Annotated in this window: 20 protein-coding genes; 9 read left to right on the forward strand and 11 right to left on the reverse strand. The window is 70.0% G+C overall.

The window, feature by feature from the left end; all coding sequences use genetic code 11:
* The first annotated feature begins 10 nt into the window (after positions 1 to 10).
* Positions 11 to 739: a tyrosine-protein phosphatase gene (locus ACIN94_RS14315; protein WP_400704814.1), complete on the forward strand. Its 729-nt coding sequence runs from the start codon at positions 11 to 13 to the stop codon at positions 737 to 739.
* Positions 740 to 791: 52 nt separating this feature from the next.
* On the opposite strand, the gene ACIN94_RS14320 is transcribed toward ACIN94_RS14315, so the two are convergent.
* A complete protein-coding gene (locus tag ACIN94_RS14320; protein ID WP_400704817.1) occupies positions 792 to 1,418 on the reverse strand; it encodes an alpha/beta fold hydrolase in 627 nt (208 codons plus the stop codon).
* 73 nt (positions 1,419 to 1,491) lie between these two features.
* On the opposite strand from ACIN94_RS14320, the gene ACIN94_RS14325 reads away from it, so the two are divergent.
* Positions 1,492 to 2,031 carry a DUF4262 domain-containing protein gene (locus ACIN94_RS14325; protein WP_400704820.1) on the forward strand — a complete coding sequence of 180 codons (540 nt, stop codon included), beginning with the start codon at positions 1,492 to 1,494 and terminating at the stop codon, positions 2,029 to 2,031.
* Between the two features lie 234 nt (positions 2,032 to 2,265).
* Here the strand turns inward: ACIN94_RS14325 and ACIN94_RS14330 are convergent, their stop codons facing one another.
* Positions 2,266 to 2,430: a hypothetical protein gene (locus ACIN94_RS14330; protein WP_400704823.1), complete on the reverse strand. Its 165-nt coding sequence runs from the start codon at positions 2,428 to 2,430 to the stop codon at positions 2,266 to 2,268.
* Positions 2,431 to 2,832: 402 nt separating this feature from the next.
* Positions 2,833 to 2,964: a hypothetical protein gene (locus ACIN94_RS14335; RefSeq protein ID WP_400704826.1), complete on the reverse strand. Its 132-nt coding sequence runs from the start codon at positions 2,962 to 2,964 to the stop codon at positions 2,833 to 2,835.
* A 154-nt stretch (positions 2,965 to 3,118) separates the two neighbouring features.
* On the opposite strand from ACIN94_RS14335, the gene ACIN94_RS14340 reads away from it, so the two are divergent.
* The 3 genes from ACIN94_RS14340 (at position 3,119) to ACIN94_RS14350 (ending at position 6,154) form a co-directional block, all read left to right on the forward strand.
* Entirely contained in the window at positions 3,119 to 3,670 is a 552-nt protein-coding gene (locus tag ACIN94_RS14340) for an RNA polymerase sigma factor (RefSeq protein ID WP_400704829.1), read from the forward strand.
* Positions 3,667 to 4,629: a hypothetical protein gene (locus ACIN94_RS14345; protein WP_400704832.1), complete on the forward strand. Its 963-nt coding sequence runs from the start codon at positions 3,667 to 3,669 to the stop codon at positions 4,627 to 4,629. Before ACIN94_RS14340 ends, ACIN94_RS14345 begins: the two co-directional genes overlap by 4 nt.
* A gap of 109 nt (positions 4,630 to 4,738) precedes the next feature.
* Positions 4,739 to 6,154, forward strand: coding sequence for a hypothetical protein (locus tag ACIN94_RS14350; protein ID WP_400704835.1), 1,416 nt, complete (start codon positions 4,739 to 4,741; stop codon positions 6,152 to 6,154).
* Here ACIN94_RS14350 and ACIN94_RS14355 read toward each other — a convergent pair.
* Genes ACIN94_RS14355 through ACIN94_RS14375 form a run of 5 tightly spaced genes read right to left on the reverse strand, consistent with a single transcriptional unit; the run spans position 6,087 to position 12,364 of the window.
* Complete coding sequence (locus ACIN94_RS14355; protein WP_400704838.1) at positions 6,087 to 8,000, reverse strand: nitrate- and nitrite sensing domain-containing protein; 1,914 nt, start codon at positions 7,998 to 8,000, stop codon at positions 6,087 to 6,089. The two genes, ACIN94_RS14350 and ACIN94_RS14355, sit on opposite strands and share 68 nt — an antisense overlap.
* 60 nt (positions 8,001 to 8,060) lie before the next feature.
* Positions 8,061 to 9,356: an amidohydrolase family protein gene (locus tag ACIN94_RS14360; protein ID WP_400704841.1), complete on the reverse strand. Its 1,296-nt coding sequence runs from the start codon at positions 9,354 to 9,356 to the stop codon at positions 8,061 to 8,063.
* Positions 9,353 to 10,171: an energy-coupling factor transporter transmembrane component T family protein gene (locus tag ACIN94_RS14365; RefSeq protein WP_400704844.1), complete on the reverse strand. Its 819-nt coding sequence runs from the start codon at positions 10,169 to 10,171 to the stop codon at positions 9,353 to 9,355. The genes ACIN94_RS14360 and ACIN94_RS14365 overlap by 4 nt, the downstream gene beginning before the upstream one ends.
* A 7-nt stretch (positions 10,172 to 10,178) precedes the next feature.
* Positions 10,179 to 10,745 (reverse strand): ECF transporter S component, encoded by a 567-nt coding sequence (locus tag ACIN94_RS14370; protein WP_400704847.1) that lies wholly within the window; start codon positions 10,743 to 10,745, stop codon positions 10,179 to 10,181.
* Complete coding sequence (locus tag ACIN94_RS14375; RefSeq protein WP_400704850.1) at positions 10,742 to 12,364, reverse strand: ABC transporter ATP-binding protein; 1,623 nt, start codon at positions 12,362 to 12,364, stop codon at positions 10,742 to 10,744. The genes ACIN94_RS14370 and ACIN94_RS14375 overlap by 4 nt, the downstream gene beginning before the upstream one ends.
* Before the next feature lie 586 nt (positions 12,365 to 12,950).
* On the opposite strand from ACIN94_RS14375, the gene ACIN94_RS14380 reads away from it, so the two are divergent.
* The 3 genes from ACIN94_RS14380 (at position 12,951) to ACIN94_RS14390 (ending at position 15,966) form a co-directional block, all read left to right on the forward strand.
* The gene (locus tag ACIN94_RS14380; protein WP_400704853.1) at positions 12,951 to 13,322 is read left to right on the forward strand and encodes a hypothetical protein; all 372 of its coding nucleotides are present in this window, start codon (positions 12,951 to 12,953) and stop codon (positions 13,320 to 13,322) included.
* 80 nt (positions 13,323 to 13,402) lie between these two features.
* A complete protein-coding gene (gene secD, locus ACIN94_RS14385) occupies positions 13,403 to 15,673 on the forward strand; it encodes a protein translocase subunit SecD (RefSeq protein WP_400704856.1) in 2,271 nt (756 codons plus the stop codon).
* Positions 15,674 to 15,765: 92 nt separating this feature from the next.
* Positions 15,766 to 15,966 carry an EF-hand domain-containing protein gene (locus tag ACIN94_RS14390; RefSeq protein WP_400704859.1) on the forward strand — a complete coding sequence of 67 codons (201 nt, stop codon included), beginning with the start codon at positions 15,766 to 15,768 and terminating at the stop codon, positions 15,964 to 15,966.
* A gap of 161 nt (positions 15,967 to 16,127) precedes the next feature.
* Here ACIN94_RS14390 and ACIN94_RS14395 read toward each other — a convergent pair whose 3' ends face one another.
* From ACIN94_RS14395 to ACIN94_RS14405, 3 genes are all read right to left on the reverse strand, one after another.
* Positions 16,128 to 16,877, reverse strand: a complete 750-nt coding sequence (locus tag ACIN94_RS14395) for a L,D-transpeptidase family protein (RefSeq protein WP_400704862.1) — start codon at positions 16,875 to 16,877, stop codon at positions 16,128 to 16,130.
* A gap of 33 nt (positions 16,878 to 16,910) precedes the next feature.
* Entirely contained in the window at positions 16,911 to 18,026 is a 1,116-nt protein-coding gene (locus ACIN94_RS14400; protein WP_400704865.1) for an FAD-dependent oxidoreductase, read from the reverse strand.
* A 581-nt stretch (positions 18,027 to 18,607) separates the two neighbouring features.
* Positions 18,608 to 19,945 carry a hypothetical protein gene (locus tag ACIN94_RS14405; protein ID WP_400704868.1) on the reverse strand — a complete coding sequence of 446 codons (1,338 nt, stop codon included), beginning with the start codon at positions 19,943 to 19,945 and terminating at the stop codon, positions 18,608 to 18,610.
* Between the two features lie 138 nt (positions 19,946 to 20,083).
* Here ACIN94_RS14405 and ACIN94_RS14410 point away from each other — a divergent pair, with 138 nt between their 5' ends.
* The gene (locus ACIN94_RS14410; protein ID WP_400704870.1) at positions 20,084 to 20,716 is read left to right on the forward strand and encodes an IclR family transcriptional regulator; all 633 of its coding nucleotides are present in this window, start codon (positions 20,084 to 20,086) and stop codon (positions 20,714 to 20,716) included.
* Positions 20,717 to 20,801 lie beyond the last annotated feature (85 nt).

Genomic DNA, 20,801 nt, shown 5'->3' on the forward strand with positions numbered 1-20,801 from the left:
GGTAAGAGTGATGGACGATCGTCATCTCGACTGGGAGGGCTGCTACAACGTCCGCGACCTCGGTGGTCTCCGTACCGTCGAGGGGCGCGTGACCCGATGGGGGGCGGTCGTCCGCTCGGACGCCTCCGACCGGCTGAGCCCGGCGGGCTGGTCAGCACTGGCCGCGCACGGTGTCCGCACGGTCATCGACCTGCGCAACGACCACGAACGCCCGGCAGGGGTGAAGGCCGGTGCGGCCGGGGTCGACCTCGTGCACGTCCCGCTGGAGGACCTGACCGACACCGCGTTCCGGGACCACTGGGGCAAGGGGCTGTACGGCACGCCGCTGTACTACCGGCCCTTCCTCGACCGCTTCCCGGAACGATGCGCCACCGCCGTGGCGGCCGTCGCCCGTGCCCGGCCCGGCGGCGTCCTCATCCACTGCGCCGCGGGCCGTGACCGTACGGGGCTCGTCACCCTGTTGCTGCTCGCGCTGGCCGGAGCCGCGCACGAGGACATCGTCTCCGACTACGAGCTGAGCACCGACCGCCTGCGTCCGCTCTACGCCGCGCGGGGGAAGGAGGACCAGGACATCGCCATCCAGAGGCTCCTCGCGGCCGAGAACACCTCCGCCCGCGCCTCCGTACTCGCCGTGCTGGAGTCACTCGACGCCGAGGCCTACCTGCGGGCGGCGGGCCTCAGCGAGGAGGATCTCGCGGCGGTCCGCGCCAGGATTCTCACACCGGCGGCCACCCGGTGAGATCGGCGGCAGAGCGGAAGGGCCCGTTCCCGGTGATCGGGGGACTCCCGGTTCAGTCGACGGAGTCCAGGGACCGGAGGAACGCGCGGACGGCGGTGGCGAAGCCCTCGGGGTCGCCCGCGTAGACGAAGTGGTCGGCCTCCAGCTCGGCGAGATGGGTGCCGGGGCGCCGCTCGACCATGGCGTGGGCCTGCTCGGCGGGGACGACGCCCTTGGTGCCGCGCACCAGGAGCGCCGGGCAGGTGCTCGCGAGCCAGTCGCTCCAGTGGTCTCCGTGGACCAGATCCTCGGAGTCGACCATGTCCTGGGGGTGGAAGGGCAGGCGCCAGGTGCCGTCGGGGTTCTCGCGGAGGGCGTCGCCGAAGAAGGGGGCGGCCTGGCCCAGCCCTTCGATCAGCGCCTCGCGGGTGGGCGCCTCGTACGGCAGGGCGAGCACGAAGGCGAGCGGGTTGGGGCCGTCGAGGCCGAAGGAGGCCGGCCCCTCCGCGTTGACGACGGCGCCGACCCGGCCAGGGTGGCGGGCGGCGAGCTGGTAGGCGTTGACGGCGCCGAGCGAGTGCCCCAGGACCACGGGCCGGTCGAGGCCGAGGTGGTGGCCGGGCTGCGCGACCTCGTGGCGAGCATCGACCCGGCCGGCTCCCCGCCCCGGACGGTCCGACGGTGAACGTGGGGCTACCACCTCACCGAGCCGGGGCGGGAGCTGGTGCCGGGCCTGACAGCCCCTTCAGTCAGAGAGCACTACGCTCGACACCATGTTCGACCAGTATGTATGCCACTGCCTTCTGTGCGTTGAACACGACGTGGAGCTCGACGAGATCGACCGCAGCACGATGCGGCATGTCCGGGAGCGCGGATGGGGCGTCATCATGGTCCCGGAGGACGAGGACGGGCCGGGGTGGGCGTTCACCGTCGGGCTGTGGCACACGTTCCGCTCGCCCGAGGCGGCGATGTTCGGGCTCCGGGTGGACGTGATGAAGAACTGCCTGAACACCCTGGCCGACGAGGTCGCGGCCGGTCGCCATCTCGTCGACGGCCAGGAGCGGGACGACGTCATCAGGGACTACCCGGTCGTCGCGAGGACCGTGGACACGAGCTGGTACCGATCCCTGTTCGGCATGGCGCTGCACTTCTACCAGGAGCCTCCGCTGCCCTTCATGGAGATCGTCTGGCCCGACGCCGGCGGCCGGTTCCCCTGGGACGCCGACGCGGCGCCGAAACTGCGCGAGCTCCAGCCGGCGCTCTGGGTCCCGAAGGACGACCACGCCCCGGGGCCGTGGACGAAACTGCCCTGACGGAAACCGGATCGCCCGGACGGAAACAGGACCGCCTCGACGGGAAAGGCCACGCGCCCGCCCTTTGAAGGAGCGAGCGCGCAACCGCGGCGGATCGACCCACCTTTCTCACTGGGCGGAGATCCAGCGGAAGATATTTCCATTTTTTACCAGCACGGTCTTTTGCCGGCCGTCCGAGTGCGGAAATCGAACGCGCCATGCCCGTGCGCGACTCCGGGATGGGCCGGTCCCGGCTCAGTCCCCGAACCCGGCCCCGCTGCCACCGATCAGCTCATCTTCCGCCTGCTCATCCTCCGCGAGGATGAAGTTCCTCGCCGAGTGAGAGCCGTGGCCGGCATTCGCCAGTGTGCTGGTCGCGCTGGCGCCGTGACCATCGTCCGCGACCGCCGGGCCAGCCATGAGCGCTCCGGCGAAAAGGGTTGCTCCGACCGCGACCGCGACCGCAGCAAGCGATGCAGCAGTTTTCGTTCCCATGTGATCCTCCGATTCCAAGAAGACGGAATTCGCCCTCATGAGTTACCGACGCCCCAAGAATGCCGGACGAATAATCACAAAAAATACCGCCAAGCGCTTATACTTCAGCAAAGCAAAGAAGGCCTACATAAATAGGAAATAAATTAGACATATCAGCTTATTTCTACGTGAAATAATCCTATTTTCGCTGCGGCCGCCTTCGCCCGTTCCGCCACATGGTCGAACACGGCGGGCAAGCAGCGTGAGAACGGGTGCGCGGCGAGAGTTCCGAGGACGTTTCCCATCGACTTGGCAATCCGTGGAACATCACGGCCTCGCGGGGGCCCGTCACGGCTCGGGATCACGCGCGAGCACCGGCCGGCCGCCGTCGACGGGCATGGTCGCCCCGGTGATGAAGGCGGCGTCGCCGGAGAGCAGGGGGACGATGGCGGCGGCGGTGTCAAGGTTGAGCGTGATCATGAAAGACCCCTGCTCTTCTCCGGTCGTTGAGACGTCCGCCGCGCTCCTACCCCTTCCCGAAACCGCTTTAATAACAAAAGTCGGTTTGAAGGTGAAACAGAACTCCTGATCCGGACAGGTGTAGGTGACGAGTCCCCCCTGAAAGGGAGCAGACGTGGGCCCCCCTGACCCGAAGCAGCGCTTCGAGAAGATCTACGAGGCGCACTACCCGGATCTCCTCGCCTACGTACGGCGGCGCGCCGACTCCCCCGACGACGCGGCGGACGCGCTCGCCGAGACCTTCACCACGGCCTGGCGCCGGATGGACGACATCCCCGAGGGACACGATGCCCGGCTCTGGCTGTACGGCACGGCCCGGCGGGTCCTGGCCAACAGGCGGCGGGAGGAGACCCGGCAGAGCGCGCTGGCCGTACGGCTCCGCGCGGAGTTGACCGTCTGGGCCGAGAACGCCGTCGAGGACGATCCCGACGGGGTCCGTGCGGCGTTCCGGCGGCTGAGCCCCGGGGACCGGGAGCTGCTCTCCCTGGTGAGCTGGGAGGGCCTGAGCTCCGAGGAGGTCGCGAAGGTGCTGGGCTGCTCGCGCGGCGCCGTACGCCTCCGGCTGCACCGGGCGCGGAAACGGCTCGCCCGGGAGCTGACCTCCGCGGGATACGACATGACCAGGTACGGCTCGCGCGCGGTGGCGCTGGCGAAGGGACAGCTGTGACCAACGACATCGACCGGCTCGTCGCGGGGATCGCACCCGACCCGGGGCCGGGCATGACCCCAGGTGCCAGGGAACTCTTCGAGGAGATCACCACTGCCCCGGCCGTCGCCCCTGGAGGGCTCCGCCGCTGGTTCGCCGCCCTTCCCGGCTACCGGCGGAGCGCGGGCCACCCCGTCTCACCCGCCCGGCGGTTCGCCGTGCCGATCGTCGCCGGACTCGCCACCGCGGTGATGGCCCTGAGCTGGGTTCTTCCGGGTGGTTACGGCACGTCCCCGGCCTCCGCCGCCCTGGACATCAAGCAGGAGGGCGACTACTACGTCATCACGGTCAAGGACCTCTACGCCGCCCCAGAGATGTACGAGCGCGAACTGCAGGCCCGCGGCCTCAGGATCACGCTCAACGTCGACCCGGCGCCGCCGAGCCTCGACGGCCAGATGATGGTGATGGACCCTCGGGCCAACGGCCTGTCCAACGCCGAACAGGCGGAGAGAAAGGACCTCATCACGACGACCGACCGCTCGGGAGCCTGCTACCGCGCGGGAGTGAGCTGTCCGATCGGGCTCCGGGTCCCCGTCGCCTACCAGGGCAGCGCTGAGATCTTCCTCGCACGCAAGGGCCGTCCGGGTGAGACGTACAGGTGGCGGACCAGCCTCGCGGCACCCGGCGAGCCGCTGCACTGCGTCGACTTCATCAACAGACCCCTTGACGAGGTGCGACCGCTGCTGCAGGAGCGCGGCATCAGCCTGAAGTTCGTCAGCGGCGGGGGGACGCCGGCCTCGGTGCCCGGATCGTGGTACGTCCACGACGGCGTCCTGGAGTCCGCGACCTCGGCGCTCATGCTGGTCTCGCCCAGCAAGAAGAAGCTCGCCCCGCCCGGAGCGGAACTGGCTCCGGAGCACATGTGCAAGAAGGACTCCCCGGGGGAGGCGCCCGCCACCCAGGCTCCGGGCACCCCGTGATCGGGCGCCCCGTGCCCTGACGGCGCTCTCCTCCGCATGCGCGGCGCTCACCCCACGCCCCGCGCTCTCCTCCGCATGCGCGGAGCTCCCCCTCGACGATCGGTTCCACGTGCTCATCGACATCCGTCCCGCGGCCGTCCTCCGGGCCCGCCGCGTCCTCACCGGCCACCGCCTCTTCGCCGTGGTCCTCGCGCTGGCCGCGGCCCTCCGCGTGGTCACGATGCTCGGCTACCGCCCCGCCCAGCTCTACTGGTACGACTCCTTCAGCTACCTGGACACCGCCGTCCACCTCAGGCCCTCGGTCGCCTTCCACCCGATCGGCTATCCCCTCCTGCTCAGAGCGCTGTGGCCCTTCCACAGCGTGGAGGTGATCGCGGGCGTCCAGCACGCCATGGGTCTGGGCGTCGGGCTGATGATCTACGCCCTGCTGCGCCGTAAATCCCTGCCCGCGTGGGGGGCGAGCCTGGCCGCCGTGCCCGTCCTGTTCGACGCCTCGTTCCTCCGGCTCGAACACGCGGTCCTGTCGGACACGCAGTTCATCTTCCTCGTCGTCGCCGGACTGACCACCCTGATGTGGTCGCCGGAGCTGTCGGCACGGGCCGCCGCGGGGGCCGGCCTGCTGTTCGCGATGGCCGCCCTGACCAGGACGGTCGCGCTGCCGCTGCTCGTCATGGTGCTGGCCGTGCTGGCCGTCCGGCGGGTCGGGTGGCGGCGTCTGGCGGTCACGGCGCTCGCCGGGATGCTGCCGCTCGTCGCCTACGCGGGCTGGTACGGCCACCACCACGGCAGGTTCGCGCTCAGCGGCGCCGACGGGGTCGCGCTCTGGGCGCGTACCATGACCTTCGCCGACTGCGCGGTGATCAGGCCGACGCCGGAGCAGGCGACGCTCTGCCCCAACGGGACGGTGGTGGACGCGGCCTCCGAATACGTCTGGGCGCCCGGTGCCTCGCTCAACAGGCTGCCCGGCGACCGGTTCACCCACAACGAGCTCGCCCGCTCGTTCGCGCTGCGCGCCATCGCGGCCCAGCCACTGGACTACCTGCGCGAGGTGGCCAGGGACACCTCGCTGGCCTTCGCCTGGACCCCGGTGGCCCACCCCAGGCGGGTCGTCCCGGCCTTCGGCTTCGGGCACGGGAACTGGCCACTGCCCGACTTCCCGCTGATCGACACGGTGAAGCAGGAGTACGACCCCGGAATCCGGGGCCTGTACTCGGTCCGGCCGTACGCGGACCTCCTGGTCGCCTACCAGTACCCCGCCTACCTGCGCGGCCCGCTGCTCGGGTTGCTCCTGCTGCTGGGCGCGGCGGGCGCGGTACTGCGACAGCGGGCGGTGCTGCTGCCCTGGAGCGTGGCGGTGGGACTGCTGGTGGGCCCGGTGGCGGCGCTGGACTTCGACCACCGGTACGTCCTCCCGGTGATCCCGGTGGCCTGCGTCGCCGCCGCGCCGGCCGTACGGGCTATTCGAGAGCGCGTACGGCCGGCGTCTGCTGCTGTTCGGGGTCGGCGAGCACGGTCTGCGGGATGAGCACGACCGCCGTGGTCCCGCCGAAGGGCGAGCGGTTCAGAGTGACCTTGATGCCGTGGCGGGCGGCGAGCTGGCTCACCACGAACAGGCCGAGCTGCTCGCTGTCGGCCACGTCGAACTCGGGCGGGGTGGTGAGGCGCTCGTTGATCTCCTCGCGCTCCGTGTTCTGCATGCCGAGGCCCCGGTCCTCGATCTCGATCACGAAGCCCCGCCCGACGGTCTCCCCCCGGACCTTCACCGGAGTGCTCGGGGGCGAGAAGGAGGTCGCGTTCTCCAGCAGCTCGGCCAGCAGGTGGGTGACGTCGGCGGTGGCGGAGCCGGTCAGCCGGGCGTCCGGCAGGGGCGGGACGATGATCCGCCGGTAGTCCTCGACCTCGGCCACCGCCGCGCGGACCACGTCCATGAGGGGGACGGGGTTGCGCCAGGTACGGCCGGCCGTGGCGCCGGAGAGGATGACCAGGCCCTCCGACTGCCGTCGCATGCGGGTGGTGAGGTGGTCCAGCCGGTAGAGATCCTCCAGCGCCTCCGGCTCGGTGGTCTTGCGCTGCATCGAGTCGAGCTGGGCGAGCTGGCGGTGGACCAGCGACTGGTTGCGCCGGGCCAGGTTGCGGAAGACCCGGTTGAATCCCTGCCGGAGCCGGGCCTCGCCGACGGCGGCCTCGACGGCCGTGCGCTGCACGGTGGAGAACGCCCGGCCGACGTCGGTGATCTCCAGGGTGGTGCCGGTCGTGGGAATGGGCGGCGCCTCGGTCTCCACGTCCACGGTCTCCCCCTTGCGGAGCCGCTCGACGACCTGCGGCAGCCGTGTCTCGGCCAGGTCCAGGGCCGCCAGGCGCAGACCGCCCAGCTCCTGCGCGAGTCCCCGGCCGAGCCGGGTGGACAGGATGACCGCGCCCAGGATGGCGGCGAGTCCTAGGCCACCGGTGAAGACGATCTTCGTGATGATGCTGCTCGCGGCGTCGTCGACGCGGTTGTGGAGCAGCTCGGACCGGCTGGCCAGGAATTGTTCCATGTTCAGGTCGAAGGAGCCCATGAGGGCGCGCCACGCGTCCCGGTCCCGGGGCAGCTCCGCCCTGTCGGCGATGTCGAGTTCCAGGGTGACCAGCCCCCGGTAGCCGAGAGAGTTGATGAGCGAGTTCAGTGGGCCGCGCAGCTCGTCGTCCAGCGTGGCGGCGCCCTCGGTGAGCAGCATCCGCCGGTTCGGCGCGAGCACCTCGATCGCCCTGTGCTCCTCGCGCGACAGCCTGCCCGCGAGGGTGGCGCCGGCGACCAGCGCGTCCTCCCTGGACAGCAGGTCGTGCGCGTGGACGATCCGCTGGTATCCGACGGCCTGCTGGTAGAGCTTGATGTCCGAGACGGTGACGGCCTTGTCCTGGAGCCGGTAGGCCGCCTCGGTGATGTTGCTGAACGCCTGGACGGTCTGCAGCCGGTTGGCGGTGCGCCCGTCGACGTTCCTGCGGATGGAGCGCAGCTCGCCGGTCTCGTCGAGGACCCGTTGGACCGCCACGGCCAGCTCCGGGCCGGTGACCGTCCTCCCCTCCGTCGAGGTGGCCAGCAGGCGGAAGGCGGTGACCGCCCGGTCGGTCGCCTCCCGGGCCTGGGCCAGGTCCTCGGGCCGGGAAACGGCCCTGCTCAGCGCGACGGCCGAGAGCTTGCGTTCGTTCTGCACCTGGGTGATCAGGTCCGCGGCAGGCGCCGACAGCCGTTCGTGCAGTGTGGCGGCCGTGCGCAGCTCGAAGATGTCCCCGACGAAGTGCCCCGTGACGAACGTCCAGAGCGCGACGAGCGCCACGATGGGGATGCTGAGCAGCGCATACAGCTTGGAGCGGATAGTCCGAGATGCCATGGTTCTACGCCTGCACTATCGATGTTCGCAATGTGGACAAAAAGCCCGAAAGATCGGAGATTAACACTCAGCGACGGCCGCTGTCCGGCGATCCCATACCGTCTCACCTCCGATGACCGTTGCGACACAGCGTCCCGGCCCCTCCGCGACCAGGATCCGGTACGGCTCGGCCCCCGGGGAGACGTCGAAGACCGCGAAGTCGGCCGGACCGCCGGGATCGAGCCCCCCGGCGACGCCCAGGGCGCGGGCCCCGCCCAGCGTCGCGGCCTCGACCAGCCGCCGGTCCAGGTCGGCGGCCCGGTAGCCCTGCCGTACCGCGAGATCACGCAGGTCCGCCACGTCCGCCAGCACGTCCAGCGACGGCGAGGAGGAGAGCGAGTCCGTGCCGACCGCGATGGGGTTGCCCTCGGCGAGCAGCGCGGCCACGTCCGGCCCCTCCATGCCGACCGTCCGGTTGGAACGGGGGCAGAGCGTGACGACGGTGCCCCGCGCGCGGAGCAGGGCTCGGTCGCCGGCGTCCAGGTGGACACCGTGCGCGACATGGCAGTCCGGCCCGAGCAGGCCGAGCCCGTCCAGGAACGCGGTGGGTCCGAGACCGGTACCGCCCTCGCGCAGGATGGCGAAGTCGAACCCCAGCTCCCTGACCATCCGGGCCAGCGGCCCGGTGCCCGAGACCGTGTACTCCCGCTCGTGCTCACCCTCGGCGAGGTGGATGTGCAGGCGCAGCCTCCGGGAGCGGGCCAGCGCGGCCACGTCGCGCAGCACCCCGGTGTCGAGCGTGTACGGCGCGTGCGGGGCGATCCCCATCGGCGTCCCCGCCGCGTCGAGCAGGGCCCGGAAGCGCTCCCGCCCCGACTCCGCCCAGCTCGCGTCGTTGTCGCCGAGGGTCTCCAGGTACGGCAGGCCGCCCAGACCGGTGTCCCGCAGCGCGCCGGCCGCCGGGAGGTCGGTGACGACGTCGGCGGCCGAGGTGGTCCCGGACCGCAGCGCCTGCCGGGCGCCGTCGCGGGCGCTGGCCGCCCAGTCGATCGAGGAGCCGGCGTAGACCTTGTCGAAGGCGGCGGACCAGTCCTCGAAGGAGGCGTAGTCGCGCCGCCCCACCTCGGCCATGTGCGTGTACTGCAGGTGGGTGTGGGCGTTGACCAGCCCGGCGACGAGCAGGCCGTCCCAGCGGGTCTCCTCCCGGTCCGGCCACGCGGCCAGGATCCCGGCGCGCGGGCCGAGAGCGGCGACGCGGCCGTGCCGTACGACCAGGGCGCCGTCGGGGACGGGAGGCGCGCTGACCGGCAGGATCAGCGGCGCTGAGTGGATCACGGTGTCCCCACCCGGCAGGACCGGCGGCGCGGAGTGGATCACGGCGTCCACACCGTGCCGATCGGTCCGAAGAACTTGGCGGCGGTCATCACCACGGCGAGCGCCAGGAACCCGCCCAGGACCAGGTAGTCGGCGCGGCCGAAGCCGAGCTCGCGCATCCAGGTGCGGTGTTTGGCGCCGAAACCGCGCAGGTCCATGGCGTTGGCGGTGTCCTCGGCGTCGATCAGCGCGTTCACCGTCACCGGGATGACGACGGGCTTCATCGAGGCGAGCTTCCGCAGCGGGTTGCGGCTGCGGCTGTGCTCGTAGCCGCGGACCCGCTGGGCGTCGATGGTCTCGCGCATCGAGGCGACCGTGGACGGCAGGAACCGGAAGGTCAGGTCCACGCCGTAGGCGAGCCGCTGGGACAGGCGGAGCCGGGCGAGTGCGGTGCCGAGGTCGGCCGGGGCGATGTCGAAGGCCACCGGGAAGCTGACCATGGCAAGGGAGGCATAGCGGACCATCAGGGTCGCCGCGTACGACAGGGTGACCCAGGTGACCTCCGTCCCGACGAGCGGCATGGTGAACAGCGCCTCCCCCGACCCCAGGCGGGTGTCCGCCGAGGTGACGACACTGTTCACCACCACCAGCATCGTGGTGAAGGTCAGCATGAAGATCCAGTTGGCCCTGACACCGCGCCACGGGATGCCCGCGGCGCGGTAGTACACCAGGGCGACCGCGGCGCACACGAGCATGCCGCGGAGGTCGGCGACGTTCGCCACCGCCACGAAATAGAGCACAGGGACCAACAGGAGCACGCGCGGGTCACGTCGTGCGAGGAAGGAACCCGCGCCCAGATAACGTGGCGTGACGTCCATCGGCTTCCTACAGACCCGCCCGCTTCGCGAGCGGCTCCCAGGCGGCGTCCAGCGCCGGCACGAGGATGACGACCGCGATGCCGTTGGCCAGCAGCGCCGGGAGGTAGTTGACGTAGAAGAAGGTGGAGAAGTCGACGCCCTGCTGGAACCAGATGTCGGTGACCACGAACAGCATGCCGATCGCGGTGGCGGCGAGCGCCCCGAGGGCCGTGGCCACGAGCCGGACCGCCTCGTTGGAGATCGGCGGGATCGCGGCGAAGATCAGCGCGGCGAGCGCGCCGACCAGGCCGTTCGCCACGCTCCAGTTCCACCAGAGCAGGCCGGCGCCCTGGATGAGGTCGATGATGACGTTTCCGATGAAGCCGACGAAGAAGCCGGCGATGACGCCGAAGCGCTTGCCGAAGAACGGCACCAGCGCGAACGCGGGCCGGACGGCGACGCTCTGCGTGCCGGGGATGAGGAAGCTGGCCAGGCCGAGCACGGCGTAGAGAGCCGCTCCGACGGCGCCGAACACGACCGTCCTGGAGCTGATCGTCCATGGGGAGTGGCGCGGTGACAATGCCTCGGTACTCATGAAGGGGGGGTTCCTTCCGGGTGGGGGGTGAGGCGCGCGAGGTCGAACGGGTGGGGGATCCCCCGCGCGTCCTGGACGTGGTCACGGATGGCCCGGACCAGGCTGGTCTGCCGGAGCCCCGCGCGGGACCAGAGGTCCGCGTCTCCGGCGAGCTCGACGGTTGGCGCGTCGGCGACGATCCGGCCCCCGTCAACGACGACGATCCGGTCGGCCGAGGTCAGCGCCAGATCGACGTCGTGGGTGATGAAGTAGACGCTCTCGGTGGCGTCCAGGACCTGGGTCATGAACCGTGTGGTGGTGTGCAGGTCCTGACCTGCGGTGGGCTCGTCGAGGATGAGCGTGCGGGGGCGCATGGCCAGGGCCAGGGCGACGGTGAGGCGGCGCTGCTGGCCGAAGGAGAGCGTGCGCGGTGAGCGGCCCATGATGTCGGTCTCGCCGTCGAGGAGCATCGCGCGCAGCGCCTCCTCCGAGACCCGCCGGATCTCGTCGTCCGGCCAGCCGAGGTTGCGCGGGCCGAAGGCCAGCTCGTCGCGGACCGTCGCGCAGAACAGCGCCTGGCCGGGGTTCTGGAAGACGTACCCGAAGGTGGTCGCCAGGTCCAGGGTCGAGCGCTCGGTGACCGGCGCGCCGTCCACGTGGACGGCGCCGCGCAGCGGTTCGAGGAGCCGTACGGCGGCGCGCAGCAGGGTGGACTTCCCCGCGCCGTTGCGCCCCAGGACCGCGACCCGTTCACGGGTCCCGAGTGCCAGGTCCACGTCGTCCAGCACGGCCCGCCCGCCGTACCCCAGCGCGACCTTCCGGTAGTCCAGCCGGGGCGTGGCATCCGGCTCCGCGTGCCGTGGAGCGCGGGGTACGGCGGGCAGTTCGGCGGCCCGCTCCACCAGCGTCCCGAACGGGAGCTTCACGTGGGCCACCGGCGCGGCCGCCAGGAACCCGGCGACGTCCCCCGCGTAGCGGCCCTGCCCGTCCTCCAGGTAGAGGACCTTGGTGGGCTCGGACTCCAGGATCTCCTCGACCCGGTGCTCGACGACCACGGCGGCCCCGCCCTCGTCGACGAACCGGCGCAGCTCCCGCATCAGCCGCAGGCTCGCCTCCAGGTCGAGGTTGGCCAGCGGCTCGTCCACCAGGACGAGCCGGGGCCGCATCACCAGCACTCCGGCGAACGCCACCATCTGCAGCTCGCCACCGCTCAGCTCTGCGGTGGCCCTGCCCAGCAGGTGCCTGATGCCCACCCGCTCGGTCACCTCGCCGATCCGGCGGCGGATCTCGGCCCGGGTCAGGCCCAGGTTCTCCGGGCCGAAGGCCAGTTCGGTGTCGACGGTGGTGCCGACGATCTGCTTGTGGGGATCCTGGAGCAGGGTGCCGACCGTGGTGGAGAGCTGCCTGATGCTCTGCTCGGCCACCGGCCGGCCGCCGACCAGGACCTCGCCGGTCACCTCGGCCCGGTAGGCGTGCGGGATGAGCCCGTTGAGCAGCCGGAGCAGGGTGCTCTTCCCCCCGCCGGAGGGCCCGCTGACCAGGGCGAGATCGCCGGGGCTCACGTCGAGGTCGACGCCGCTGAGCACCTGCCGTCCGGTGGTCCGGTAGCGGACCGAGGCGGACCGCAGCTCGACGATCACGGGCCTCTTCCCAGGGACTCTCGCTGGACTGCCGACGGCGCGCCGGGACCGAGGCCCGGCGCGGCCGTCATGCGATCTTCTGCAAGCTCCGATTAAAGGGGAGATCCACGCCCAGTGACAATGCTCTTTCGCGGATGAAAGAAAACAATCCGTGCGTATGGTCGGATCTTCGGCCGCGTCCCGGTCAGGTCGCAGTGATCATGTATGCCAGGCCGAGCAACACGGCGACAGGGATCAGCCACACCACGGCCTCGACTGCGAACTCCTTGTACACGGTCAATTTCTCCTTTTAAGGCATGCCGAATCTATAAATTTCGCCATGCGAAGCATATGCGCACCGGGAAGCGGGTCCGCACGCGGTCAACAGTCACCTAGGGTACCCAGAAAGTGACCAACCGTAGAAATTGCTGATGTCGTAGCCGTCTATACGGCCGGATCTGGGGGAGAATGGCCTCAGCCGTGCAGGTCGGTCGCATCCGCGCACTACCCGCACTTGACACGTTTATGAGATGGAGCGGATACAGACGACGGCGGCAGACCCGGTTCTTTGCCGGATACGGTGGGTCAACACACTTTGGAGGAGTTCATGCGACAGCTGAGGCGCGGCGCGCCCTTCGGCTGGCTGCTCGTCCTCCTCTTCCCGCTGCTCGTCTCCGGCGGCCTGGGCGGGGGCGGTGCCACCGCCCTGCTGGGACACCCGGCCATCACCACGGTCACCGCGGAGCACCACCCCCTGTCCCGCCAGGTCCATCCCGGCGGGGAGCATCACGTCTCCGTCGCGGGTTCCGTCGGGGCCGGAGGCGGGGGCAGCCACCCCGTCGCGGCCGGCCCGCCGGACGACCACCGGCTGTCCCTCGCCCCGGGCCTCGACTCGCGCCGGGCCGACGACGACGATCCTCGCCCGCTCGCGGCCCTGCTGTTCAGGCCCAGCCGGGCGCCGCCCTCCACAGGCATCTGAAACACCTCGCGGTCAGGCCCCTGCCGTCGCGGGTGCTTCGCCGTACCCGGACCACTTCCCTTCAGCCTGTGGAGGCTCCCATGTCGCGTGCCCCTGTGGTACGCGCGATAGCGGCGTTCGCCGTCATCGCCACATCAATATTCATCGCATTCACCATGTCCCCGCGGCTCGGTCTCGACCTGCTCGGCGGCACCCAGATCGTCCTGGAGACCAAGGACTCCCCCACCGTCAAGGCCGACGCCGAATCCACCGACCGCGCCCTTGAGGTGCTCCGCCGCCGGGCCGACGCCCTGGGCGTGGCGGACGCACCGCTGGCCCGCTCGGGCGAGCGGCGCATCATCGTGGAACTGCCCGGCGTGCAGGACCCGGCCAAGGCCGCCGAGATCATCGGCAAGACCGCCCAGCTCACCTTCCACCCCGTCGTCGCCGTGGCCGACAAGACGACCAAGGCCGGGAAGGACGAGCAGGTCATCACCGACGAGGACGGCTCCGGGCTGCTCATCGGCCCGGCCGCGCTCACCGGTGACGGCGTCGGCGACGCCAAGGCCGGAATCGACACCCAGATGGGCGGCGGCTGGTTCGTCACCGTCGACTTCCGCGACAAGGGCCGCGAGGCGTGGGCCAAACTGACCGGCGAGGCCGCGTGCAACCCGCCGGGTGACCCGAAGCGACGGGTCGCCATCGTGCTCGACTCCAAGATCATCCTCTCACCGCAGGTGAACGAGGACGTGGGCTGCAACGTGGGCCTGCCGGGCGGCTCCACCCAGATCACCGGCTCCTTCAGCGCCGAAGAGGCTCAGGACCTGGCCGTGCTGATCAAGGGTGGCGCGCTGCCGGTGCCCGTCGAGATCGTCGAACAGCGGATCGTCGGCCCGACGCTCGGCGCCGCCGCGATCAGGGCCAGCGCCGACGCGGCCATCATCGGTGTGGTGCTCACCGGGCTGTTCATCGTGGGGATCTACCGGCTGATGGGCCTCATGGCCACCATCGCGCTGGCCTGCTACGCGCTCATCTCGTACGCGGCCCTGGTGGCGCTCGACGCCACGCTCACCCTGCCGGGCCTGGCGGGTTTCGTGCTCTCGATCGGCATGGCGGTGGACGCCAACGTGCTGGTCTTCGAACGGGCCAGGGAGGAGTACGCGATACAGCCGAAACTCAAGCCCTCGCTGGAGAAGGGCTTCCGCGGCGCCTGGAGCGCGGTGGCCGACTCCAACATCACCACGCTGCTCGCGGGAGGGCTGCTGTTCTTCCTGGCCTCGGGACCGGTGCGCGGATTCGGTGTCACGCTGAGCATCGGTGTGGTCGCGTCACTGATGACCGCGATGGTCATCACCCGGGTCCTGGCCCACTGGGCGGCGGACCGGAAGTTCGTCGGGAAGCGCCACGGAATCACCGGGGTCTCCGACATCGGGCGGATCCGCAAGTGGCTGAACGAGCGCAACCCCAACCTGATGCGGTGGCGGAAGATCTACCTTGTGTTCTCCGGTGCGGTGGTCGCGACGGCGCTGGCCGGGGTGGCGATCCAGGGGATGAACTACGGGGTGGAGTTCACCGGCGGCCGGCTCGTGGAGTACTCCACGAGCACACCGATCAGTGCCGACGCCGCCCGCGAACTGGTCAGCGACGCCGGGTTCCCGAACGCGGTGGTGCAGTCCTCGGGCTCCGACATCTCGGTGCGGACCGGCCAGATCAGCCCCGCCGAGGCGGCCAAGATCGAGGCGGCGCTGGAGAGCGGCGCCGGGAAGATCGCCAAGGAGCGCGACGAGATCATCGGCCCGAGCCTCGGTGACGAGCTGCGCCGCAACGCGCTGATCGCCCTGGGGGTCGCCCTCGCCGCACAGCTCGCCTACCTGGCCTTCCGGTTCCGCTGGACGTTCGCCCTGTCCGCGGTGGCGGCACTGGCCGTCGACTCGGCGATCGTGATCGGTACGTTCGCGTGGCTGAACAAGCCCATCGACGGAGTGTTCCTGGCCTCGATGCTGACCGTGATCGGTTACTCGGTCAACGACAAGGTCGTGGTCTTCGACCGCGTCCGCGAGATGTGGGGAGCGCAGCGCAAGGCACCGTTCGTGGAGGTGATGAACAGCTCGATCCTGCAGACCGTGCCCCGTACCGTGAACACGGGTCTGGGTGCCCTGTTCATCCTGGCCGCGCTGGCCGTGCTCGGCGGCAGCTCGCTGACCGACTTCGCGGTGGCACTGCTGATCGGCATCGTCGTCGGCACGCTGTCCTCGACGCTGGTCGCGGCGCCGCTGGCGATCACGTTCGAGAAGCGCAACTCCGCACCGCCGCCGCAGGCCCCGCGTAAGCGCGTGGCCCGGGTGCGCGAGGGATCAGGAGCGGTGGTGTGAACAAGTGGTTGAAAGAGCTTTCCTCGGGGCAGCGGTATCCCGCTAATCTGCTTGGCGTCTGATCTCCCTGCTGACGGAAGGCCGATGTAATCATGGCGGACGACTACGCGACGACTTTCAAGATTATCGACGTCGACGGTGACGGCCTGATCTCGGCCGAAGAGATGCAGCGTCTCATGGAGGTGCTCGGCCAGCCGATCACCCTTGAGGCGGCGGAGGTCGCCATCGCCAGGATCGACCTGGACGGTGACGGGCTGATCTCCCTGGAGGAGTTCGGCAGCTACCTCGGATAACCAGCACTCCGGGTAAACACGCCAGATGACCACGCCCCTCCCGCCGGACTCCGCGGGAATCCGCCGGGGGGGCCGTGGGAATCCGCAGGGGCCGTGGGGGCCGCGGGCCGGTGTTGCCACGCCCGGCCCGCGACCCCCTCTCCGGCCGCGCCCTACGCGGGTCAGCGGACGTAGACCGGCGTCCCCGTCTGGGCCATGCTGAAAAGCGGCCGGGCGTTGTGCAGCGGGAGACGGATGCATCCGTGGGACGCCGGATGTCTCGGAACCACTTCGGAGCCGTGGAAGCCGATGCCGCCGTTGAAATAGACGGTGTAGAACTGGGTGCCCAGCGGGCCGGTGGTCCACCCCGGTGTCCGCAACCAGGCGCGGAAGTCCCCGGGGGGCGTGACGGCGACCCCGCAGTGGCCGTTCTTGCAGTAGTGCTTACCCGTACCGGTCGAGATGTGGGAGACGAGCACGGGCTTGTCCTCCCGCCATGCCGTGAGCAGCTGGCGACGTAGGTCGATCTCCACCCTCGCGGGCTCCCCGGAGCGCACCAGCGGCCTGACGCGTGCCGGATGAGCGAGCGCCTGCCAGGTCGCCGGATCAACCTGGTCGACGGGGGGCAGCCCGTTGGCCTTCTGGAAGGCCCACACGGCCGCGCGCAGCGCGGGGCCGTACTCGGAACCAAGCGGTCCCGGGCTGAACCCCAGCCGGTCAAGACGCACCTGGACCTCGTGGACCAGGTCTCCCCTGTCGCCCAGCTGGAGGGTGGGAGACCCCGGCTGCGCGGCAGCGCGCCCGGCATGGGTCGCGGAGGGCACGGGACGCCGCTGTGACGCGCTACCGGTACGCGGCATATCGAACGGCAGGAACGCGGTCAGCGCGAGGACCGTGTTCGTGACCAGGAGGCACTGGACAGTTCTTCGCATGTTCGACGCCTATCCATTCTCCGGCGGAACCAGTCAGAAGGAATGTGAGTACTTACGGCCCTCTACGGCTGAACGCACCAGGTCGACGGCTTCCTGGGCGCACCCCCAGGAGAAACTGAATCCGGCCCCACCGTGCGCGAAATTGTAAATTATCTGGCTTTCGTCATCCCATTCCAGGCAGACGTTCTCCCGCCGAAACGGCCGCAGCCCGACCCGGACCGGCTCGTCGGGGTCTACTCTGGCCTGCCGCAGCGCGGGCATGAACGCCAGGCAGCGCTCATACATGTCCCGGATGGGGCCGTGATTCTCCATGGTGATGCCCGTGTCCCACTCATCCTTTTCCGCCAGCCCCCCAAGAACAAGGATTCTCTGGCTCCGGGGCACGATGAAGACGATGTCCTGCTCGTCGTGGCCCTCCTGGTGGGAGACGCAGTGGGCCTCACCGATACGAGGTCCGCGGATCCCGTTGTTGCGGACGCGGACGAGCGCGCCGCGCAGCGGATACATGTCGATGCCGCGGAGCTGGGCGGTGCCGAGTCCCGCACAGCAGACGATGGCCTCGGCATCGAAGCGGTCAAGGAGCTCGGCTCTCCGCTCGGTGAGCAATCCCTCGATCCGGTACCGCCTGACCTGCACCCCGTGATTCTTGACCTGCCGCATCAGCCACAACATGTACTGATCCGTGTCGATCATGGGTGCCAGGTGGGAGTACGCGTCGACCACACCGTAGTCGGGACTGACGCCGTTCCGTTCGGCGAGCGACCGGTCGTGGACGAAGCCACGCACCTTCCCCGCGAGCTCCTGCATCTTGTGCAGATCGTGCGGATTCTCTCCGACCGGCTGCCGGAAATAGAAGTTGGACCTCCGCATGGCAACGCCGGGGACCTTGGCCCGGGCAAGCTCCTCGAAAATTCCGTACGAGGTGACACACCAGTTCTTGGAGCGGGTGAGCGAGATCTGGTCGTGATGGTAACCGCACACCGCGGGCGGCCACTCCCACAGCGCACCCGCGACGACCGAGACGATATCGGGTGCGAATTTCTCCGCGACCACGGTGACGCGGAATCCTTCCTTGGCCAGACACAGCGCGGTCGTCAGTCCGCTCACACCGGCCCCGACGACGAGCACCCTCTCCGAATTCGCGCGCACCTGGGAACGCCTTCTTTCTGAGTTCATCCGGATCGATCACTTTTTCGGCATGACCGATCGCGGGAGGTTTTCGCGACGGACGCTGGAACCTCCCCAGAATAAATCGAGCCGACGGCAGAACCCGGATTGGTGACATGCGCGGGTGGAAGAAGCGCGGCCCCGGTCGATGGGAAACCATTGCCGCCTACGGAGAGGACCTGGATCCAAAGCGGGCACAACCGTGCCGGAGCCCGATAACCAGATGACGGTCGTTTGGCGTCACGCTTGATTTCCACGGTCAATCCATCGACCGGCCCGGGCCGATATTGACGCACTTTTAGTCGAGCACCGGCGGTTACCGCGGGCCGACCGGGGTCACGGAGGACTGTATTGCCTACGTTGATCTTCAAGCTCGCCCATATGACCCCGGGTGGGCCCGTTGGGCGCAGGCAGGCGGCCGAGTCTCACTTGCGGGAGAACGTGACAGCGGGTGAGCCGGTGAAACGGAACGGCCCGCGCCCCGGTGAACGGGGCGCGGGCCTTCCACGCCGGCCTTCCCTGCGGGCCCTTCCACGCGGGCCTTCCAGGAAGGGGCGTCGAGGTCAGGCGGTGGTGAGATAGACCTGACTGAAGGCCTCGGCGATCTTCTTGAGGTCGGTGGTCACGTCCACCTCGGGGGTGGTCGGGTTGTAGACGGCGGCCAGGCGGCGCTTGATCGGGGTGAGCTTCTTCAGCTCATCCCAGGCGGTCAGCCGGTTCACCGCGCCCTGGGCGTCCTGGACGCGGGTCCAGAGGTTCACCTGCTGGGCGGCGCCGTCCATGACGGCCGTGGACGCCCGGGCGGCGACCTGCTCGGGCGTGACCTGGCCGACCAGGCCGGTCTCCTCGGCAGCGATCTGGGCCAGCACGTCCCACGAGCGGGCGCGGACCTGGATCCACTGGTTGTGCTGGGCCTTCTCAGCGTTGATCTGCCAGGCCTCGTAACCGCCGTACAGCAGGCCGGTGTCCAGGGAGAGCTGGTCGACGCGGTCGGTGCTCAGCAGGGATTCCACCTTCTCCGAGGCGACCAGCGGGTGGCGCTTACGCATCTCGGTCTTGCAGGCCTCGTCCACGCCGCAGGCGAACTCGGGCACGACCGTGTGCACACCCAGCCGCTTGCCGGGAGCCGCCTGACGCAGCGCGTCCGACGCGGCGGTGACGAAAGCGGTGATCTCGCCGTCCGTCTTGAACGTCGCGTTGTAGCCCAGCTGCGAGGTGAAGCGGATCCCGGCCACCTCCGGCCGCGCGGCCAGCGCGCCGACCCGCCTGACGGCCGTGGCGAAGCTCTCGGCGCCCGCCTTCCAGTCGTCGGCCAGCTCGGTGTCGAGCCAGACCCGGACCCCGGTGGCCTTCGCGGCGATGACCGCCTGTCCGGCGGGGGTCTGCGCCGCCGCGGCGACGTCCTGCGCGGTCGGGGTGAAGTTCTGCATGGCCGCCGTTCTGGCGTCCACGCCTGCGCTGCCCGGCTCGAGCCCTCTCTGCGTGCCGTCGCCGCCCTCCCCGGTCCCGTCGATCGAGCACTGCTGGCCGGGCTCGCATTCGGGCGTCCCCCCGTCCTCGGCGTCCCCGGGGGCCGGGGAGTTCTCGTCTCTGGCGGTGTCGTCACCCTCCAGGTCGGGACAGGCGCTCCCGGCGGCGGAGCAGTCGAGGAAGTGCCCCTCCATCGGCTCCGCCTCCTTGAGGTTGGCGTTGTCGTTGGCCATCCAGAACATCGCGACGTTGAGGGCCTCCTCCGGCTTGGCCAGCCAGTGGCACACGACGAACGCCGGAGTGTCGGCACCCATCAGGTCGTTGCAGCTACGAGGGTCGTCCTGTGAGTAGGCGGCGACCGCAGGCGTCACGGCACCGACGACCGTGAGCATGGCACCGACGGCGAGGGCCCGCCGCAGAGTGGATCTCATGTCTTGAAACTCCCCGGTAAAGCCAGCCAAAACGGTCTCCGCACTCTACCTAGATCACCGCCGCTCGAACAGGGACTGACAGGAAATCGTCAGACTCCGGATAATCGGAGGCATGCTCACACTTCAGCAGGTGCCCTGATGCCGGCCGAGTCGTCGCAGACGTTGGAACGCGGCCTCCGCCTGCTCCGCCTGCTCGCCGACGGCCGTCCCGGCCGTACGCCCACCGAGCTCGCGGCCGAGCTGGAACTGAGCCGCCCGGCGGTCTATCGCCTGATCACCACCCTCCAGAGCGAGGGCTTCGTCCGCCGGGACGGCGACGGGCGCGTCCATCTCGGTTTCGGCGTCCTCGTCCTGGCCCGCGCCGTCCAGCCCCTGCTCCGCGAGGGCGCCCTGCCCACCCTGCGCAGGCTCGCCGAGGAGGTCGGCGCGACCGCGCACCTCACCGTCGCCGAGGGGGACGACGGCCTGGCGATGGCGGTGGTCGAACCCTCCTGGACGGACATGCACGTCGCCTACCGCGAAGGTTCCCGCCACCCGCTCACCCGGGGCGCCGCCGGTCTGGCGATCCTCGCCCTGCGCCGGGGCCGCACCGAGTACGTGATCACCGAAGGCCAGCTCCAGGAGGGCGCGCGGGGCATCGCCGCCCCCGTCCCCGGCGTCCCCTGGCTCGAAGCCTCCGTGGGAGTGGTCGCCTTCACGCCCCTCGCCCCCGAGGTCATCGGCCCCCGCGTGGCGACCGCCGCCGCCGAACTGGCCGCCGCCCTGTCCTGACCCCGTCCGTGACGGCCTCGGCGTGCTACCGGGTGTTGCTCTCCGCCGGCCGGTCTCCCACCGCCGGGGAGGAGACCGGCAAAGA

The sequence above is a fragment of the Streptosporangium sp. NPDC087985 genome (assembly GCF_044741965.1).
Lineage (GTDB): Bacteria > Actinomycetota > Actinomycetes > Streptosporangiales > Streptosporangiaceae > Streptosporangium.